This window comes from Collimonas pratensis, assembly GCF_001584185.1.
GTDB classification, from domain to species: domain Bacteria; phylum Pseudomonadota; class Gammaproteobacteria; order Burkholderiales; family Burkholderiaceae_D; genus Collimonas; species Collimonas pratensis.
This window is the reverse complement of the sequence record NZ_CP013234.1, coordinates 4,765,274-4,781,409: the sequence shown is the minus strand read 5'-3', so window position 1 is coordinate 4,781,409 and position 16,136 is coordinate 4,765,274. Positions and strand designations below refer to the sequence as shown.

At 59.5% G+C, this 16,136-nt stretch carries 14 protein-coding genes and 1 other RNA gene; 6 read left to right on the top strand and 9 right to left on the bottom strand.

Annotation, left to right across the window (positions count from 1 at the left end; translation table 11 throughout):
• The first annotated feature begins 13 nt into the window (after window positions 1–13).
• The 5 genes from CPter91_RS21250 (at window position 14) to CPter91_RS21230 (ending at window position 4,546) form a co-directional block, all read left to right on the top strand.
• A complete protein-coding gene (locus tag CPter91_RS21250) occupies window positions 14–1,021 on the top strand; it encodes an ABC transporter substrate-binding protein (protein ID WP_061943846.1) in 1,008 nt (335 codons plus the stop codon).
• Between the two features lie 62 nt (window positions 1,022–1,083).
• Window positions 1,084–1,857, top strand: coding sequence for an ABC transporter permease (locus CPter91_RS21245; RefSeq protein ID WP_082793536.1), 774 nt, complete (start codon window positions 1,084–1,086; stop codon window positions 1,855–1,857).
• Between the two features lie 12 nt (window positions 1,858–1,869).
• A complete protein-coding gene (locus CPter91_RS21240; RefSeq protein ID WP_061943840.1) occupies window positions 1,870–2,673 on the top strand; it encodes an ABC transporter permease in 804 nt (267 codons plus the stop codon).
• Window positions 2,670–3,731: an ABC transporter ATP-binding protein gene (locus tag CPter91_RS21235; RefSeq protein ID WP_061943837.1), complete on the top strand. Its 1,062-nt coding sequence runs from the start codon at window positions 2,670–2,672 to the stop codon at window positions 3,729–3,731. Before CPter91_RS21240 ends, CPter91_RS21235 begins: the two co-directional genes overlap by 4 nt.
• The gene (locus CPter91_RS21230; RefSeq protein ID WP_061943834.1) at window positions 3,728–4,546 is read left to right on the top strand and encodes a phosphodiesterase; all 819 of its coding nucleotides are present in this window, start codon (window positions 3,728–3,730) and stop codon (window positions 4,544–4,546) included. Before CPter91_RS21235 ends, CPter91_RS21230 begins: the two co-directional genes overlap by 4 nt.
• 8 nt (window positions 4,547–4,554) lie before the next feature.
• Here CPter91_RS21230 and CPter91_RS21225 read toward each other — a convergent pair whose 3' ends face one another.
• From CPter91_RS21225 to CPter91_RS21215, 3 genes are all read right to left on the bottom strand, one after another.
• Window positions 4,555–4,881: a barstar family protein gene (locus CPter91_RS21225; RefSeq protein WP_061943831.1), complete on the bottom strand. Its 327-nt coding sequence runs from the start codon at window positions 4,879–4,881 to the stop codon at window positions 4,555–4,557.
• Between the two features lie 165 nt (window positions 4,882–5,046).
• Window positions 5,047–5,862, bottom strand: coding sequence for a transporter substrate-binding domain-containing protein (locus CPter91_RS21220; protein WP_061943828.1), 816 nt, complete (start codon window positions 5,860–5,862; stop codon window positions 5,047–5,049).
• 360 nt (window positions 5,863–6,222) lie between these two features.
• On the bottom strand, window positions 6,223–7,101 hold the full coding sequence (locus CPter91_RS21215) for an aldo/keto reductase family oxidoreductase (protein WP_061946485.1): 879 nt from the start codon (window positions 7,099–7,101) through the stop codon (window positions 6,223–6,225).
• Window positions 7,102–7,215: 114 nt separating this feature from the next.
• Between CPter91_RS21215 and CPter91_RS21210 the strand changes: the two genes are divergently transcribed.
• Window positions 7,216–8,124 (top strand): LysR family transcriptional regulator, encoded by a 909-nt coding sequence (locus CPter91_RS21210; RefSeq protein ID WP_061943825.1) that lies wholly within the window; start codon window positions 7,216–7,218, stop codon window positions 8,122–8,124.
• Window positions 8,125–8,357: 233 nt separating this feature from the next.
• On the opposite strand, the gene ssrA is transcribed toward CPter91_RS21210, so the two are convergent.
• The 6 genes from ssrA to CPter91_RS21180 form a co-directional block, all read right to left on the bottom strand.
• Window positions 8,358–8,720, bottom strand: a transfer-messenger RNA (tmRNA) gene (gene ssrA / locus CPter91_RS21205).
• Window positions 8,721–8,796: 76 nt separating this feature from the next.
• Entirely contained in the window at window positions 8,797–12,465 is a 3,669-nt protein-coding gene (locus CPter91_RS21200; protein WP_061943822.1) for a DUF748 domain-containing protein, read from the bottom strand.
• A 160-nt stretch (window positions 12,466–12,625) separates the two neighbouring features.
• Entirely contained in the window at window positions 12,626–13,288 is a 663-nt protein-coding gene (locus CPter91_RS21195; RefSeq protein WP_061943819.1) for an HAD-IA family hydrolase, read from the bottom strand.
• 253 nt (window positions 13,289–13,541) lie between these two features.
• The gene (gene ubiG, locus CPter91_RS21190) at window positions 13,542–14,237 is read right to left on the bottom strand and encodes a bifunctional 2-polyprenyl-6-hydroxyphenol methylase/3-demethylubiquinol 3-O-methyltransferase UbiG (protein WP_061943816.1); all 696 of its coding nucleotides are present in this window, start codon (window positions 14,235–14,237) and stop codon (window positions 13,542–13,544) included.
• A gap of 136 nt (window positions 14,238–14,373) precedes the next feature.
• A complete protein-coding gene (gene ompA, locus CPter91_RS21185) occupies window positions 14,374–15,009 on the bottom strand; it encodes an outer membrane protein OmpA (RefSeq protein ID WP_061943813.1) in 636 nt (211 codons plus the stop codon).
• A gap of 285 nt (window positions 15,010–15,294) precedes the next feature.
• On the bottom strand, window positions 15,295–15,969 hold the full coding sequence (locus tag CPter91_RS21180) for an OmpA family protein (RefSeq protein ID WP_061943808.1): 675 nt from the start codon (window positions 15,967–15,969) through the stop codon (window positions 15,295–15,297).
• Window positions 15,970–16,136 lie beyond the last annotated feature (167 nt).

The window sequence follows — 16,136 nt, the reverse complement described above, 5'->3', positions numbered from 1 at the left end:
GAAAGGAAGCAGCATGCGTTTAGCACGTGTTTTCCATGCCATGATCGCCGCCGTCGCCCTGGCCGCTTCGGTTCAAGCGGTCGCCCAAAATGCCATCTGCTATAACTGTCCGCCCGAATGGGCAGACTGGGCGACGCAGATCAAAGCCATCAAGGACAAGACCGGCATCACGGTGCCGCCCGATAACAAGAACAGTGGCCAGTCGCTGTCGCAGATCATCGCTGAGCAGGCCAGCCCGGTGGCCGATTTCACCTACGTCGGCGTAACCTTCGGCATAGAAGCAAAAAAGAAGCAGGTGACTGCGCCCTACAAGCCAGCCGGCTGGAATGAGATCCCGAACGAACTCAAGGATCCCGACGGTTACTGGTTCACCATCCATTCCGGCACCATGGGCCTGATGGTGAATGTCGATGCACTCAAGGGCAAGCCGGTGCCGCGTTCCTGGCAAGACTTGCTGAAACCGGAATATAAAGGCCTGATCGGCTATCTCGATCCGGCCAGCGCTTTCGTCGGCTACGTCGGCGCGGTGGCGGTCAACCAGGCGCTGGGCGGCACGCTGGATAACTTCACGCCGGGCATCAATTACTTCAAGGCGCTGCAAAAGAACCAGCCTATCGTTCCCAAGCAGACTTCGTATGCACGCCTGCTGTCGGGCGAAATCCCGATTCTGTTCGGCTACGACTTCGATGCCTATCGCGCCAAGTACAAGGATAAGGCCAACGTTGCTTTCGTGATCCCAAGCGAAGGCACCTTGACCGTGCCTTACGTCGTCAGCCTGGTGAAAAGCGGTCCGAATCCGGCCAATGCCAAGAAGGTGCTGGATTTCCTGCTGTCCAATGAAGGCCAGGCGATCTGGGCCAACGCCTATCTGCGGCCGGTGCGCGCTTCAGCCATTTCCAAGGAGGCGCAGGCGCACTTCTTGCCAGCGTCGGAATATGCACGCGCCAAGTCGGTTGACTACGGCAAGATGGCCGAAGTCCAGCGCAGTTTCAGCGAACGTTACCAGGCAGAAGTGCGGTGAAAAATGCATTGCCGAAACGGCGTCCGCAACGCCGCTTGTACCTGCTGTTTGCCGTGCCGGGCATGACCTTGTTCGTGGCGTTCTGGCTGCTGCCGATGCTGCGGCTGGTGGCGGTCGGGGCCAGCGGCCCCACCGGCGTCGCGGCCTATTTTGCGGTGGTGACTAATCATCACTATTTGATGAGCCTGATTTCGACGCTGCTGCTGTCGGCGGCGGTGACCCTGGCCACCTTGCTGATCTCTGCACTGGTCGGCCTGTTCTTGCAGCGCAACCGCTTCGCCGGCAAAGCGCTGCTGCTGGCCATGCTCACCTTCCCGCTGGCATTTCCGGGCGTGGTGGTCGGCTTCATGGTGATCATGCTGGCTGGCCGCCAAGGCTTGATCGGCGTCGTCAGCAACTGGCTGTTTGGCGATGCCTGGGTGTTTGCCTATTCGCTGGGCGGCTTGTTTCTTGGCTATCTGTATTTTTCGATTCCACGCGTCATCCTGACCATCATGGCGGCCGCCGAAAAGCTGGATCCGGCGCTGGAGGAGGCAGCCCGTTCGCTGGGCGCCAATCCTTTGCAGGTGTTCGCCAACGTCGTGCTGCCGGCCCTGGCGCCGGCCTTGATTTCATCCGGCGCGATCTGCTTCGCCACCAGCGTCGGCGCCTTTGGCACGGCCTTCACCCTGGCCACCAATATCGATGTGCTGCCGATGGCGATCTACAATGAATTTACCAGTTACGCCAACTTTGCCATGGCAGCCGCGTTGTCGATCGTGCTGGGCGCGATGACCTGGCTGGTACTGGCCCTGGCGCGTTCCTGGTCCGGCAATGCCGCCGGCGCCGCGGCCTAGGGAGCGATAAACATGCAGAAATTGTTCCGCTTCTATCCCCAGCTCGGCTTCACCCTGTTGGTGTGCGCCTTCCTGATTATTCCCATCATCCTGTCGATGCTGGCGGGGATCACCGATAATTTTTTCATCGGCTGGTCTAGCGGTTTTACCGCGCGCTGGATAGTACAGGTCTGGGACACCTATCAAGTCACCATCTGGCGCTCGATTGCGATTGCACTGGCTTGCCTGGTAGTCACCACAGTGGCCGGCGTGCCGCTCGCCTACATGCTGGCGCGCCACAATGGTGGCAACAGCCGCCTGGCGCGCGCCATCGAAGAATTGCTGATGATGCCGGTGGCGGTGCCCGGCTTGGCTACTGCGCTGGCCCTGATTATGGCTTACGGTCAGTATCGCGAATTCCGCGGCAGCCTGCTGTTCATCCTGGTCGGCCATGTATTGTTCACGCTGCCATTCATGGTGCGGCCGGTGTTGGCGGTAATGCAGTCGGCGCAACTGCCGGTGCTGGAAGAAGCCGCAGCCAGTCTCGGCGCCGGCCCTCTGCAACGCTTTTTCGGGATCGTGATTCCCAATGTCTTTTCCGGCATCCTGGCCGGCGCGCTGATGGTGGTGACCTTGTCGATAGGCGAGTTCAACATCACCTGGATGCTGCATACGCCGTTGACCATGACCTTGCCGGTCGGGCTGGCCGACAGCTATGCCTCGATGCGGCTGGAAGTGGGATCCGCCTACACGCTGATTTTCTTCCTGATGATTATCCCGCTGCTGATCGCCATGCAATGGGTGACCCACACCACACGCTCAAGAGTCCGCTTATGAAGAATGCCGTTTCCATCAAACTGATCCAGTGCGCAAAGACTTTCGCCAACGGCGCGCAGGCGCTGCAGCCGATAGAGCTGGAAATCCATCCAGGCGAAACCGTGGTCCTGCTGGGGCCGTCCGGCTGCGGCAAAACCACCACCTTGCGCCTGATCGCCGGCCTGGAATTTCCGGATGCCGGCGGTCAGATCCTGTTTGGCGGCGAGGATGTGACGGACCTGCCGATAGAAAAGCGCGGCGTCGGCATGGTGTTCCAGAACTACGCCTTGTTTCCCAACATGACGGTCGGAGAAAACATCGCCTACGGCTTGAAGATCCGCAAGATGCCTGCCGCCCAGCGCTTGGAAAAAATCGACGCCCTGCTCGAGATGGTGCAATTGCAAGGACTAGGTCAGCGCCGTATCGACCAGCTCTCAGGTGGACAGAAACAAAGGGTGGCGCTGGCCCGCGCACTGGCGGTCGAGCCCAAGGTCTTGCTGCTGGACGAGCCCTTGACGGCGCTCGATGCCAAGTTGCGCGAAACCCTGCGCGCCGATCTCAACCAGCTGCTGCGCAAGCTCGGCATTACCGCCATCTACGTCACTCACGACCAGAGCGAAGCGATGGCGCTGGGCGATCGCGTGGTGGTGATGGAACGCGGCAAGATCGCCCAGATCGGCAGCCCGCAGGATATCTACTATCGCCCGGCCAGCCATTTCGTCGCCGATTTTATCGGCACCATGAATCGCGTGACCGGCATCGCCGGCGACGGCCGACTGCGCTTTGGCGGAGGCCAGCTGCCATGCGACACTTCTTCCGTCGGTTTACGGGCGACGCTGATGTTCCGGCCGGAAGACGTCGAGGTGGTCGCCGATAGCATGGGCGCCGCCGACATGCAGGGCGAGATTCTGTCGACCTTCTTTTTGGGCGACCGTACCCGCCTGCTGGTCGATGTCGGGGCCGAGCAGGCGGTGGTGGTCGATACCGGTCGAGGCGCATCTTGGCAAGTAGGAGAGCGCATCGCACTGCGCGTGCCTGAGCACGCCTTGCTGCATTTCCAGGATGAGGTGGCGGCATGATTCTTTGCCAGATTTCCGATTTGCATATCAAGGCGCAGGGCAAGAAATCCTATCGCATCGTCGATACCGCGGAAAGCCTGAAACGCTGCATCGCCCAGGTCAACGCACTCCGGCAGCGTCCCGATGCCGTGGTGATCACCGGCGACCTGGTCGATTTCGGCCTGCCCGAAGAATATGCATTCCTGCGCCAGCTGCTGCAGGCGCTAGAGATGCCGTATTACTTGACTCCAGGCAACCACGATGAGCGCAGCGCCTTGCGGGCCGCCTTTCCCGAGCACCTGTACCTGCAGCAAAGCCAGGACAGGATCGAGTATGTGATCGACGATCATGCGCTGCGCATCGTGGCGCTGGATACGGTCATTCCACACGCCAGCGGCGGCGCGCTGGCCGCCGATAGCTTGCTCTGGCTGGATCAGGTGTTGGCGGAGCAGCCGCACCAGCCGACCGTGATCGTCATGCACCATCCGCCGTTTCATACCGGCATCGGCCACATGGATAAGATAGGGTTGGCACAGCCGCAGGCGCTGGCCGCCGTGGTGCAGCGCCATCCGCAGGTGGAAAGGATCTTGTGCGGCCACCTGCATCGCGCCATCCAGGTGCGTTTCGGCGGCAGCATCGCCTCGACCTGTCCCGGCGTCGCGCATCAGGTGGCGCTGGATCTGAGTCCGCGGGCGGAGTCCCGCTTCGTGATGGAGCCGCCGGCGTTCCAGCTGCATCTGTGGGATGCGGCGCATGGCTTGATCAGCCACACCGCTTATATCGGCGAGTTTGACGGGCCGTATCCGTTCTATGACGGCGACAGCCTGATCGATTAAGCCATCCGCTAGCGCAGGATCAGTTTCAGCGCCGGTTTCTCGCCATAGTCGTCGTAGCGCTCGTTGATCGCAGCAATGCAGAACTCCAGCTCTTCGAGGATTTCGGCGGCGTGCTGGCGCAGTTTTTCGCTGTGCAGTACTTCAATGTTCAGCACCTCGTTTTCCTTGAGGCGGAACTTGCTCATGCCGTCCTCGTCGCGCAGATAACTCAGGCAATCGATCCAGGCATTCATGTTGCGGCCGTAGAACTCGGGAAAGCCGAAGGCCTTGGCCGATTCGCTATGGAAGCTGTCCCAGCCGGTGATCATTTCGCCATTCAGGCTTGCGCTTGGCATGTCAGTTCTCCTGCGTATCTGGTGTCATGCCGTGAACTTACCACATCTTGACGGCGGCTCGCGCGCCGCAGCGGAGTCAATCGATGCAATACGGCGAGGATACGGAAATGAAAAAGGGGTTCCGCTGCCGGAACCCCTTTTTATTCGTTACTGAGAGAACTAGGTTTATTCCAGCCCGCTATGCAGCACGCTGTCAGGCAAGGGTGCCTTGAACCAGCGCTGGGCATTGACGTTAAGCATGCCGTTTTTCTTGATGCTGCTCAGCATGGTGTTGATCTTGTTCAGCAGGGCGGTTTCGTTTTTGTTAACACCGATGAAGCAGGGTGAATCCTTCAGCACGATTTTCAGCTGAGTGCTTTCGGCCTGTTCCTTGGTAAAGGCGGAAATCAGCACGTTGCCGGCAGCCAGCAGCTTGGATTCGCCTTGGAGATAGGATTTTTCCGCATCCTTGCTGGTAGAGAAGCGCTTGATGACGGCGGAAGGCGGTGCAATCTTGGTCAATTCAACATCTTCGATCGAATCCTTGAGCACGGCGATCGTCTTGCCGGCCAGGCCTGCGGCATTTTTTACGTCCAGGTTCGGCGCGCCGAACACGCCCAGGTAAAACGGTGCGTACGCTTGCGAAAAATCGATCTGTTTCAAGCGTTCCGGATTTTTGCCGAGGCTGGAAATCACCAGGTCGACGTGATGGTTCAGCAACGAAGGAATGCGCTCCGCGCTGGCTAGCGGCACCATGTCGAGTTTCACGCCCAGCTCCAGCGAAATCATCTTGGCGATCGAGATATCGAAACCTTCGAGCGACTTGTACTGGTTTTCCGCGCCAAACGGCGGTGTATCTTTCGGCACCGCGACGCGAATCGTGCGCCGGCTCTGGATATCATCCATCGCATCCGCGCGGCTTTCCTTGGCGGGAATCATGCCCCCTGCGATGGCAACGAAATAGACAAAAATGCATGCAACAACACCGGCGTAACGCTTCACAAGAAGACTCCCAGAATGAATTGAATGTAGTGCATGTCTATCCACGATGACAATGGCAGAGACATTGCTGCAATGCCCAGCAGCACCGGATTCTATGTCTGGGGGGAAAGTTTGTATACGGAATAATCGAGGAGGAATGATAGCTGTTGCGTGCCGCCCACTTTGGGCGTGAGCGGACTTTGGCAAACGCTTTGGATTGGTGCAGAAACCCTGTCTTCGCCCGCGTCCGCACCGGATGCGGATTCGGCATCTGCCATGTCGAAGCACAATAAAAAGCCAAGCCGCGGGCGACCTTTCGTAGCGGCAGAGGTGAGCAGAACACCTCTGCCTTGTTACCCGGCGGGCATTTGTAGTATATCGTCAAGCGGCGCTGATGTTCGCCACTTGATCTAGTGCTGTTATCGCGTCGTCCGGCAGCGCCAATTTGCCTGCCGCCAGATTCTCCTGCAGGTGGGCGATAGACGAGGTGCCAGGGATCAGAAGGATGTTGGGCGCGCGACGAAGTAGCCAGGCAAGCGCGACCTGCATGGGTGTGGCGCCGAGACGCGCAGCCACATCCGACAAGGTAGACGATTGCAGCGGGGTGAAGCCGCCGAGCGGGAAGTAAGGCACGTATGCAATACCGTCGCGTGCAAGTTCGTTAATCAGGGCGTCGTCTTCCCGATGCGCTATGTTGTAATGATTTTGCACACAGACGATCTTGCAGAGACGGCGTCCTTCCGCAATCTGCGCCGGAGTCACATTGCTCAACCCGATGTGGCGCACCAGACCCTGGCGCTGCAGCTCGGCCAGCACCGTGAGCGGTTCTTCGATCGACCCTTCGGCAGGTCCGTGGATGCCGAACATGCTGCGCAAGTTAACTACATCAAGCACATCCAGCCCAAGATTGCGCAGATTGTCGTGGACCGCCTGGATCAGTTCTTCGCGCGACATGGCTGGAATCCATGAGCCGTCGTCGCCGCGCCGGGCGCTGATCTTGGTGACGATGACAAGATCGTCGCGATAAGGATGCAGCGCCTCGCGGATCAACTGGTTGGTGATGTGAGGGCCGTAGAAATCGCTGGTGTCGATGTGATTCACTCCGCGCGCGACGGCTTCGCGCAGCACGGCCAATGCCGCGCCCCTATCCTTGGGAGGACCGAAGACGCCAGGTCCGGCAAGCTGCATGGCGCCATAGCCAAGCCGCTTCACGGTGCGGCCGCCAAGTGCAAAGCTGGTGGATGGTTCGGTATTAGACATCATTGTGCTCCTGTATGTGAAAGACGACCCATGGTAGGCTTTTCCCGCTGTCGCGATAACTGGGTACAATCAGTACGGGTTGTGCGGATTAGCGAACAGTGGAGGTGCGGACAAATGAAGGTCGATCTGGGAGATCTCAACGCCTTTGTGGTGGTGGCGCGCGCCAAAGGCTTTCGCGACGGCGCGCGCGCAAGCGGCAGTAGCGCATCCGCGCTCAGCGAGGCGGTACGCCGCCTGGAGACGCAGCTTGGTGTGCGGCTGTTCAATCGCACCACGCGCAGCGTCGTGCCGACGGAAGCGGGTGAGGGCTTGCTGGCGCGGCTCAGCCCGGCTTTCAGCGAGATGGAGTCCGCACTCGATGTGGTGAACGGTTTCCGCGACAGGCCGGCCGGCACCTTGCGCCTCAACGTGCCGGTCAGTGCGGCGCGGCTGGTGCTGGGCAGCATCGTACCGCCGTTTCTCGCCGCCTATCCCGACATACAGATGGAGGTCCTCACCGAGGAAAGTTTTGTCGACGTCATCGCGGCTGGTTGCGACGCCGGCATCCGCTACGACGGGAGGCTGGAGCAGGACATGATCGCGGTGCCGATCGGGCCGCGCGTGCAGCGCTTTGCCGCTGTCGCTTCCCGCGCCTACCTTGATCAGCATGGCCGACCACAACATCCGCGCGAACTGCTCGGCCATGCCTGTCTGCGCGGCCGCTTTCCCAGCGGGTCGATGCCGCCATGGGAGTTTGAGCGGGACGGCGAGATATTGCGAGTTGATCCGACCGGGCCGCTGATCGTACAGGCGGGTGGCGGCGCGGATCTCGCCGTTGAAGCGGCAATCGCGGGCAGCGGCATTCTTTATCTCTTCGAGGACTGGCTGCGCCCCCATCTTGATAGCGGCGCACTGGAAGCCGTGCTGGAGCCATGGTGGCTGCGCTTTTCGGGGCCGTTTCTTTATTATCCCGGACGGCGCTTGGTGCCGGCGCCTTTGCGGGCGTTTATTGATTTTATCAAGGTGTTTCCTGTTCAGCGGTGAAGCCGTTGTCATATCGAACACCAATACAAAAGGCCACCCTTCGGGCGACCTTTTGTATTGGGGGCGGCGGGAATCTCCCGGGTTTTCGCCTGCAGGCGAAAACCGTTCAGACAGCGGCAAGCATGCTTGCCGAAACCCTGTCTTCGCCCCGCGTCCGTGCCGGCCGCGGGATCGATCCTGTCATATCGAACACCAATAAAAAAGGCCACCCTTCGGGTGACCTTTTGTATTGGTGGTGGAGGCGGCGGGAATCGAACCCGCGTCCGCAAGTCCTCTACAGACAGTTCTACATACTTAGTGCTGTCATTTGATTTAACCCAGCCGACGCGGACGCACACGCTTCGTTCAGGCGAGTCACCTAAATTTAACGGTCAGCCAAGTAACCCGGCTAACAGCGATTCCCTGTAAATGACTCTACTGCTGTTTTACCAGCCCACCCCAGGGACGAGATGGTGTAGAGCTAACCGGTTATTAAGCGGCTAGTGCGTACGAGTTATCGTTTGCAGTTAGATCTATTCCGATTGTATTTACGAGGTAGTCGGTCCTCGGTATGCCCTGCGCTGCTTTGTAACCCACGTCGAAACCAGGTCGCCCCCAAGCAGCCTCTATTGTAGCGCACTTGAGGGTTTCCTGTCAGTGCCTTGCCAGGATTGAAACTCGCCTGGCACGACCCTATTTCAGAGCGAAATCGACACGGTTCGGCGCGCCCTTGTCCTTGATGCCGTCGGCAGTCAGTTTCGGTGCGATCAGGAAAATCCGCTCCAGCGGGATCTTGCCCTTGGTTTCCAGGTATTTGCGCACTGCTTCGGCTCGGCGGGTGGCGAGGGCGCTGAGGGCGTCCTGGGTCACCGGGGTGTTGGCAACAATCAACTTTTCCATTTCCGCGGTTGGCAGCGATTTGGCGAAGCCGATGGCGTTGCGCGGCTTGTCGAACTTGCCGGCGCTGTACACCTTGCCCATGTACTTATCCTTGTCGGCATCGGTCAGGGTGACGTCGTCCGATTGCGTATCTTCGCTCTGGTCGACCGAATCCTTTTGCTTCAGCTGTTTCAGCTGGCGATTCAGGACTTGCTGGCGCACGCCGTCGGTGTCGGTTTTCGGATCGACGCGGCCGATCAGGTCCAGCTTCAGGGCCGGACGGTCGTTGAGCGCCTTGGCGATGGTGTCCAGCTTGCCCTGAGTCGCGGCGCTGAGGGTGGCTGAGCCGGGCGCAAACTCGGCATAGCCGAGTTCATCGCCGCCGCTGCCGCCGAAGGCGGAGCTGATTAGTGCAAACGGCGAAGTCACGGCCTTGACGATGAGGTTGATGAAGATACGGACGATGATGCCGCCTATCGAAAACTGCGGGTCCGACAGGGTGCCGGAAATCGGCAGGTTGATGTTGATCTGGCCGTTGCGGTCTTTCAGCAGGGCCACGGCCAGCAGCACCGGCAGCTTGGTGGCGGTCGGGCTGTCGATCTTGTCGCCGAAGGTGAGCTGGTCAATGCGCACATTGTTGTCGGCCACCAGCTTGTCGTTTTCGATGTGGTAGCTGACGTCCATCGACAGCTTGCCCTTCTCGATGGCGTAGCCGGCGTACTTGGCGGCATACGGCGTCAGGCGCGGCAGCTCAACGCCGTTGGCGCTGGCCTTGATGTCGAGGAACATCGGCTTGAACAGCGGATTGAGCGAACCGGAAATGGCCACCGGAGCATCGTTGTCGATCTTGCCGTTGAGGTCGATCGGCGCCGGCGCCGGCTTGTCGGAAGCGATCGCGCCGACGGTGCCGTTCATGCCGGTCATGTTGGCGGTGTAGTTCGGCTTGACGAAGTTGTCGGTGTAGTTGATGTTGCCGCCCTTGATGACTACCTGGCCGATCTTGATCACCGGCGCATTCTCTTTCGGCGGTGCGACAACGATAGGAGCGACAGTGACGGTGCCGGTAGCCGTCGGCTGGGTGACTTTGGGCGTGCCCTGGCCCATGCCTTCACCAGCTTCGGCAGAAGTCAGGGACGGCGCTGGCGCGCCGGGCGGCGCGTTTTTCGAGACCACGATGTCTTGCAGGTTCAGCTTGGCGGTATCAGACAAGATGATGCGCGCATAGAAATCGCTGAGGGCGATCTTGGCCAGCGTGACGTTCTGGCGCGGGCCGCCGATATTGGCGTTGATGCCGTTGACGTCGAGCATTTTCCACTTGAGAAAATCGGCGGAAGTCTCCTTGTCCAGCACACGGAAATTGGCCAGGCGCAGGTTGCCGTTGTAGCCGGTCACCATTTGCTGACGGCCGCTAGGCAGCGCCAGCGACAGCTTGCCCTTGGTGCTGGCCAGGCCCGAGCTCAGCGTGACGTTGAGGAAGTCGGTGAAGTAAGGCTGCAGGGCCGGCACCGGCAGGTTTTGCGCATCGATGTCGAGCGCCACCGATTTCATCTGGGCGGCGACGCTGCCGTCGACCGCCAGTTTGCCGCTCTTGTTGATCTGGGTGCGCAGCGCGACTTTGATCGGTTTATCGAGCTTGCTGGAGATATTCTCCGCGCTCAGGTTGAGGTCGTCGGCGCGCAGCTTGACCGCAGGCTTCACGGCATTGTCGAGGTAGCTCACGCTGCTGTCGGTCAGCGCGAACTGGCTCAGGTTGGCGACCCACTCCGGTCCGCTTGGCTTGGCCGGCGCAGTTGGCGCACTCTTGCCGGCGGCGCCGGCGGGGTCGATGAATTGCTGCAGGTTGAGCTTGCCTTGGGCGTCGCGGCGGACGTCGCCCTGGATGCCGGCCAGGCGCAATGCGGCGGCGTTGAAAGTGTGCGCCTGGGTATCCAGGCTGGCGTTTTCCAGGCTGATTTTCTTGGCGGCGAGGCTGCCGCCGGCGCTGCTTTTGGCGGCGACCTTGAGGTCGCCCACATCGATGCCGAGCTGATGCAGCTGGATGCGGCCATCCTCAATTGCCAGCAGGGTTTCCAGCGACAGCTGGCCGGACACGACCGCCGCCAGCGAACGGTTGACATAGGGCTGGTAGGGCGCCAGCGACAAGGCTTTGATACTGGCCTTGCCGGCAACCATCGCCTTGGCCGGCGTGATCTGGCCGATGAACTGGATGTGCTGGTCGGTGTCGGTGCCGGTCGAGAGCGTGACGGTGGCCGGTTTGGCGTTAGGCGCCGTCGACAGCCTGCTGGCGTCCAGGGTCACGTTCTTGACTTGCAGGTCCAGTGCCGGCGAGGCGTTGGCCGCGTCCTTCCAGTTCACGATGCCGTCGCGGATGCTGAGTTTGGCCAGGGTCATCGGCGCCTGTGCTGTCGCCGGCTTCTTCGGCGCATCCTTGACGATTTCCTGCTTGGCGGCTGGTGTGCTCAGGGCGGCCCAGTTGAGACTGCCGTTGGCGTTCAGGTTGACCCAGACTTCCGGTTTCAGGATCTCGATCTGGTCCAGCGCGGCAGCGCCGGTGAGGACATTCAGCTTACCGATCTGAGCGCTGACGGATTGCGCTTTCAGCAGCGGCGCGGCGTTCTTGTCGGCCAGCGCCAGGTCGGCCAGCTGCACGCCGCCGGAAAGCACGACCTCGGGTTTGTCCTTGTTGCGGATGAAGGTCAGATCAAGCTTGGTAGAGAGCTTGGCGCTCTGGATCGCCAGCGGCAGGGCGACCGGGGAAAAGGCGACGTAACTGGCCACATCCAGCTGATCGATATCGATCGCCAGCGAAGTTTCCAGGCTGCCGGCAAACGGCTTGCTGCGTCCCTTGAGATCGAAGGGCGTACCGTTGATCTTGGCCGATATGTGCGGCTGGACGAAGGTGTCCACCTTGCTGGCGAAATTGGAGATGTAAGGCAGGCCAATGTTCAGCGCTTCGATGTCGACCAGCTTGCCGGTGACTTTGTCGTCAAACTTGATGGCGCCGTTTTGCAGCTGGATATTCGAGACGGAAAACTGGGCCGGCTTGTCGTTCTTGGGCATGGCCAGGATGCGGTCGATTACATCTGAAAAATTGTAGCGGCCGATGCCGTCGGCGCTGGTGCGCACGATATGCAGCTTCGGATTGATCAACTGGGCTTCATCCAGTACCGGCGCCAGGCGGAACAGCGAAGCGAAGGAGGCGTTCACCAGCAGCGTGCTGGCGGAAAAAGCGGGGGTGGTTTTATCGGGTTCGTACAGCGTGAAGTCGGAGGCCGTCAGCGTGAGGTTGAGCGGATTGAAGGCAATCTTGCCGACGCTGGCCTTGCGTCCGATCTGCGCTTCGACCTGCTGTTCAACCAGATGCTTGGCGACCGGCGGCACCGCCAGCCAGCTGATCAGCGCCAGCACCAGCAGGACGGCGACGGTAATGCCGGTCCAGCGGATGGCGCGTGGGAGCCAGGAGGGACGAGGGAGTTTTGCCATTTTTATTCCTTATGGGCAAGCATGTCCACAATATACGCCAGACAGTCTTGCCCGTTATTTTATTAAAGTCTTTGAAACTGTGTATGGCAAGTCGCCAAGTAATCAATCTGACGTCATTCATCTGCCTGGACAGGCATATGACCGGGATTTCGCAGAAAAGTTACTGCTGTGGAAGAAGAGTGAGCAATTGCAGCGGCGTATCTATCAGGGCATCGGCTTCCCAGCTGTCTGGGGCGCTGTCGCCGCAATAACCCCAGGCGGCGGCGACGGTAGCCATGCCGGCGGCGCGCCCAGCCTGGATATCGCGCAGGTCGTCGCCTACATACCAGCATTCCTGCGGTTGCAGATTGAGGCGCCGCGCGGCTTCCAGCAGTGGCTCCGGATGCGGTTTCGAGTGGGCGGTGGTGTCGCCGGAAATGACGCAATCGGCATCCGCCAGGCCGATCTGGGCCACCAGCGGATCGGTGAATACGGCCGCCTTGTTGGTCACCACACCCCAGCCGAGCTGGCGCTGGCGCAATGCTTTCAGGAGGGCAGGGATGCCGTCGAACAGCGTGCTGTCGACCGCCAGCGCGGCCGCGTAGTGGGCCAAAAAGCCGACGCGCAATTCTTCATAGTCGGCATCGCCCGGCTTCAAGCCGAAGGCGGCGCCTATCATGCCGCGCGCGCCGGCTGAAGTGTGGGGACGCAATTGGGCGTAAGGTGTGCTGCTCAAGCCGCGCTCGTTGCGCAGGCGGTTGAGCGCTCCTGCCAGATCCGGTGCGGTGTCGGCGAGGGTGCCGTCAAGGTCAAACAGGATGGCGCGCGGCATTGGCAGGGGCATGATCGGTTCCTAGAGTGCGAGAAGATGGCAGACGGCATGCAGCGCATGCGTTTTACAGCGGCTGCAGTCCGGCCGGACTGCAGCATCGCCGCTTCAAACGTGCATAGTGGACTGTAACAGCCGAATTAAGAGTGCCTGCCACGTATCCGACGCGCATGGCGGCGTTGCACATGCTCGCAATAGTCCCGCTATTGCTCCGCTGTGCGCCTTGCCCTGCGCGTCGGATACGCGTCCTTCACTCTCGATTCGGCTGTTACAGTCCACTAGTGCAGGCCATCAGATAGTTGACGCTGGTATCCTGGTTGAGCGAATAGATCAGCGTCAGCGGGTTATAGCTCATGCCGCGCATGACATCGACGTTGAGGCCGGCGTTGCGGGCGAACTGCGCCAGTTCGGCAGGCGTGATGAACTTGGCGTAGTCGTGCGTGCCCTTGGGCAGCATGCGCAGCAGATATTCTGCCGCCAGCACTGCCTGCAGGTAGGCTTTCGGATTGCGGTTAAGGGTCGAAAAAAACACCTGCCCGCCCGGCTTCACCAGCGTCGCGCAGGCGCGCACGATGGATGCCGGATCGGGGACGTGCTCCAGCATTTCCATGCAGGTCACCACATCGAACTGCCCTGGCTCGCGGCTGGCCATGTCTTCCGCGGCGATTTTTTCGTAACGGACCTGGATGCCCGATTCCAGGCTGTGCAGGTCGGCTACCTTCAATGCTTTATCCGACAGGTCGATGCCGGTAACGGTGGCGCCTTTGCGCGCCATCGATTCGGCCAGGATGCCACCGCCGCAGCCGATATCCAATACCTTCTTGCCGGCCAGCGCGACGCGCGAATTGATCCATTCCAGGCGCAGCGGATTGATTTCGTGCAAGGGACGGAATTCCGATTCCGGATCCCACCAGCGGTGCGCCAGGTCGCTGAATTTTTTGAGTTCTGACGGGTCTGCGTTCATAGGTTGAATCATAGCTGGAAAGTAGGGTGTTGCGGCTTGTGCAGCGTTTAAAAATTAGCGCAATGCCATCGGATTGCGCGTGGTCATGACGAAAAAAAACCCCGCCGAGGCGGGGTTTTCATCGAGTTTGCGTCGATTAGTTGGTACGTGTACCAACAACTTCGATTTCAACGCGACGGTTTTTAGCGCGGCCTGCAGCAGTCTTGTTGTCAGCGACTGGTTGCGACTTGCCCTTGCCTTCGGTGTAAACACGGTTAGCTTCGACACCCTTGTGTACCAGGTATGCCTTGACAGCTTCAGCGCGGCGAACCGACAGCTTCTGGTTGTAAGCAACGGAGCCGATCGAGTCAGTGTGACCAACAGCGATGATGACTTCCAGGTTGATTGCGCCCAGTTTCGAAGTCAGGTCATCCAGCTTGGCTTTGCCTTCTGGCTTCAGGACAGCTTTGTCGAAGTCGAAGAATGCGTCAGCAGCGAAAGTAACCTTTTGCGATACTGGAGCTGGTGCTGGAACAACTGGAGCCGGTGCTGGTGCAGCCGGTGCTGGTGCAGCTTGAGCGATTTCGCCGTCGCAGCCTGGAACCGAGTCAGCTGGTGTCCAGTAGCCGGTGTGCCAGCACAGACCGTACGGGTCACGTGCGATTACACCATTCGAGCTTTGAACGTAGGCGCTGTTTGGGGTAGCCGCCTGGATATCTTTGATTTCCTGCGCAGAGGCAGAGAGTGCGACGACTGCGGACGCAGCGAAGACGAGTTTTGCTAATTTATTCATGTTTCTCCTCTCGGTTGAGATATCCGCAGATTAACTGCGCAACTAATATACGACATCAAAAATTGGATAGTATCACGTGGTTCAGGCCGTTACGTGTGGGATTGACCATACGCAATGAACTTGACCACCATTCTGCCACAGGCAGCAAGCGCTAGCGAAGGATGCCAAATGATCCAGCACACGTTTTGCCTGCTTCGTTGTTTTCATACAACATAACATTATGAAAACATCACCACGGCCGACATATTACATCGACGCAAGCAAAGTATCTATTTTATTTTGAATTTATTGCATTTTTATCACTACTCTGCGGTTAGGCGCGAGACAGACGATGCTTTTCTTGATGCTCAGTTTGTTGCTGCATGTCACTATCGGTTCGGCAGCGCCGGCACCGTTTGTCTCTATCCTGTTGCTGATGCCTTTGCTTTTTAGATAACTGGCGACGCTGGCTGCCCGTCGCATCGATAACTTCCTGTTATATGCGTCTGTTCCAAGGTGATCGGTATAGCCGGTCACCAGGAGCACCTTGGCGCCGCTGCAATCGGCCAGTTTCTCAATGGTCTTTTTATCAATTTCTTGCTTGGCAGACTTGCTCAGGGTCGCTTTTCCAAAGCTGAAAATGCTGTCGCTGGACAAAGTGAACTGACATTGAGCGACCAGATCCGGCTCCTTGGGTTGATCGCTGGCAATGGCTGGGCCGGCGGCCAGTGCCGGCGCGATGGCTTTCATCACCGGCGGCGCCAGTTCGCCGTCGCAGCCGGGGACGGCATCCTTGGCGTCCCAATAGCCGGAGCGCCAGCACAAGCCATCCTGGCTGCGCACCACCGGGCCACTACCGTCTTGCAGGTAGGCACTTTTTTCGGGGGATGCCTGGATGGCGCTGGTCTGGGCAAGACTGGAGCTGGCCGCAAAGCCGCAGGCCGAGCCTAACAGCAGGCTCAGCAGAATCGTATGACGCATAAATTATTTCCTGATAGAAATGGCGTGGGGCGGGTAAGGCGATCCCCAAAAGCCGGGCAAGGCGGCATTTAAACATATTTTTTCGGGGCGGCACGTTTTCGGCCTGCAACGCCTTGCCTGAAAAGCCAGAACTGCCTCTTCCACGTGCTAAAATCATGCGGTTATAC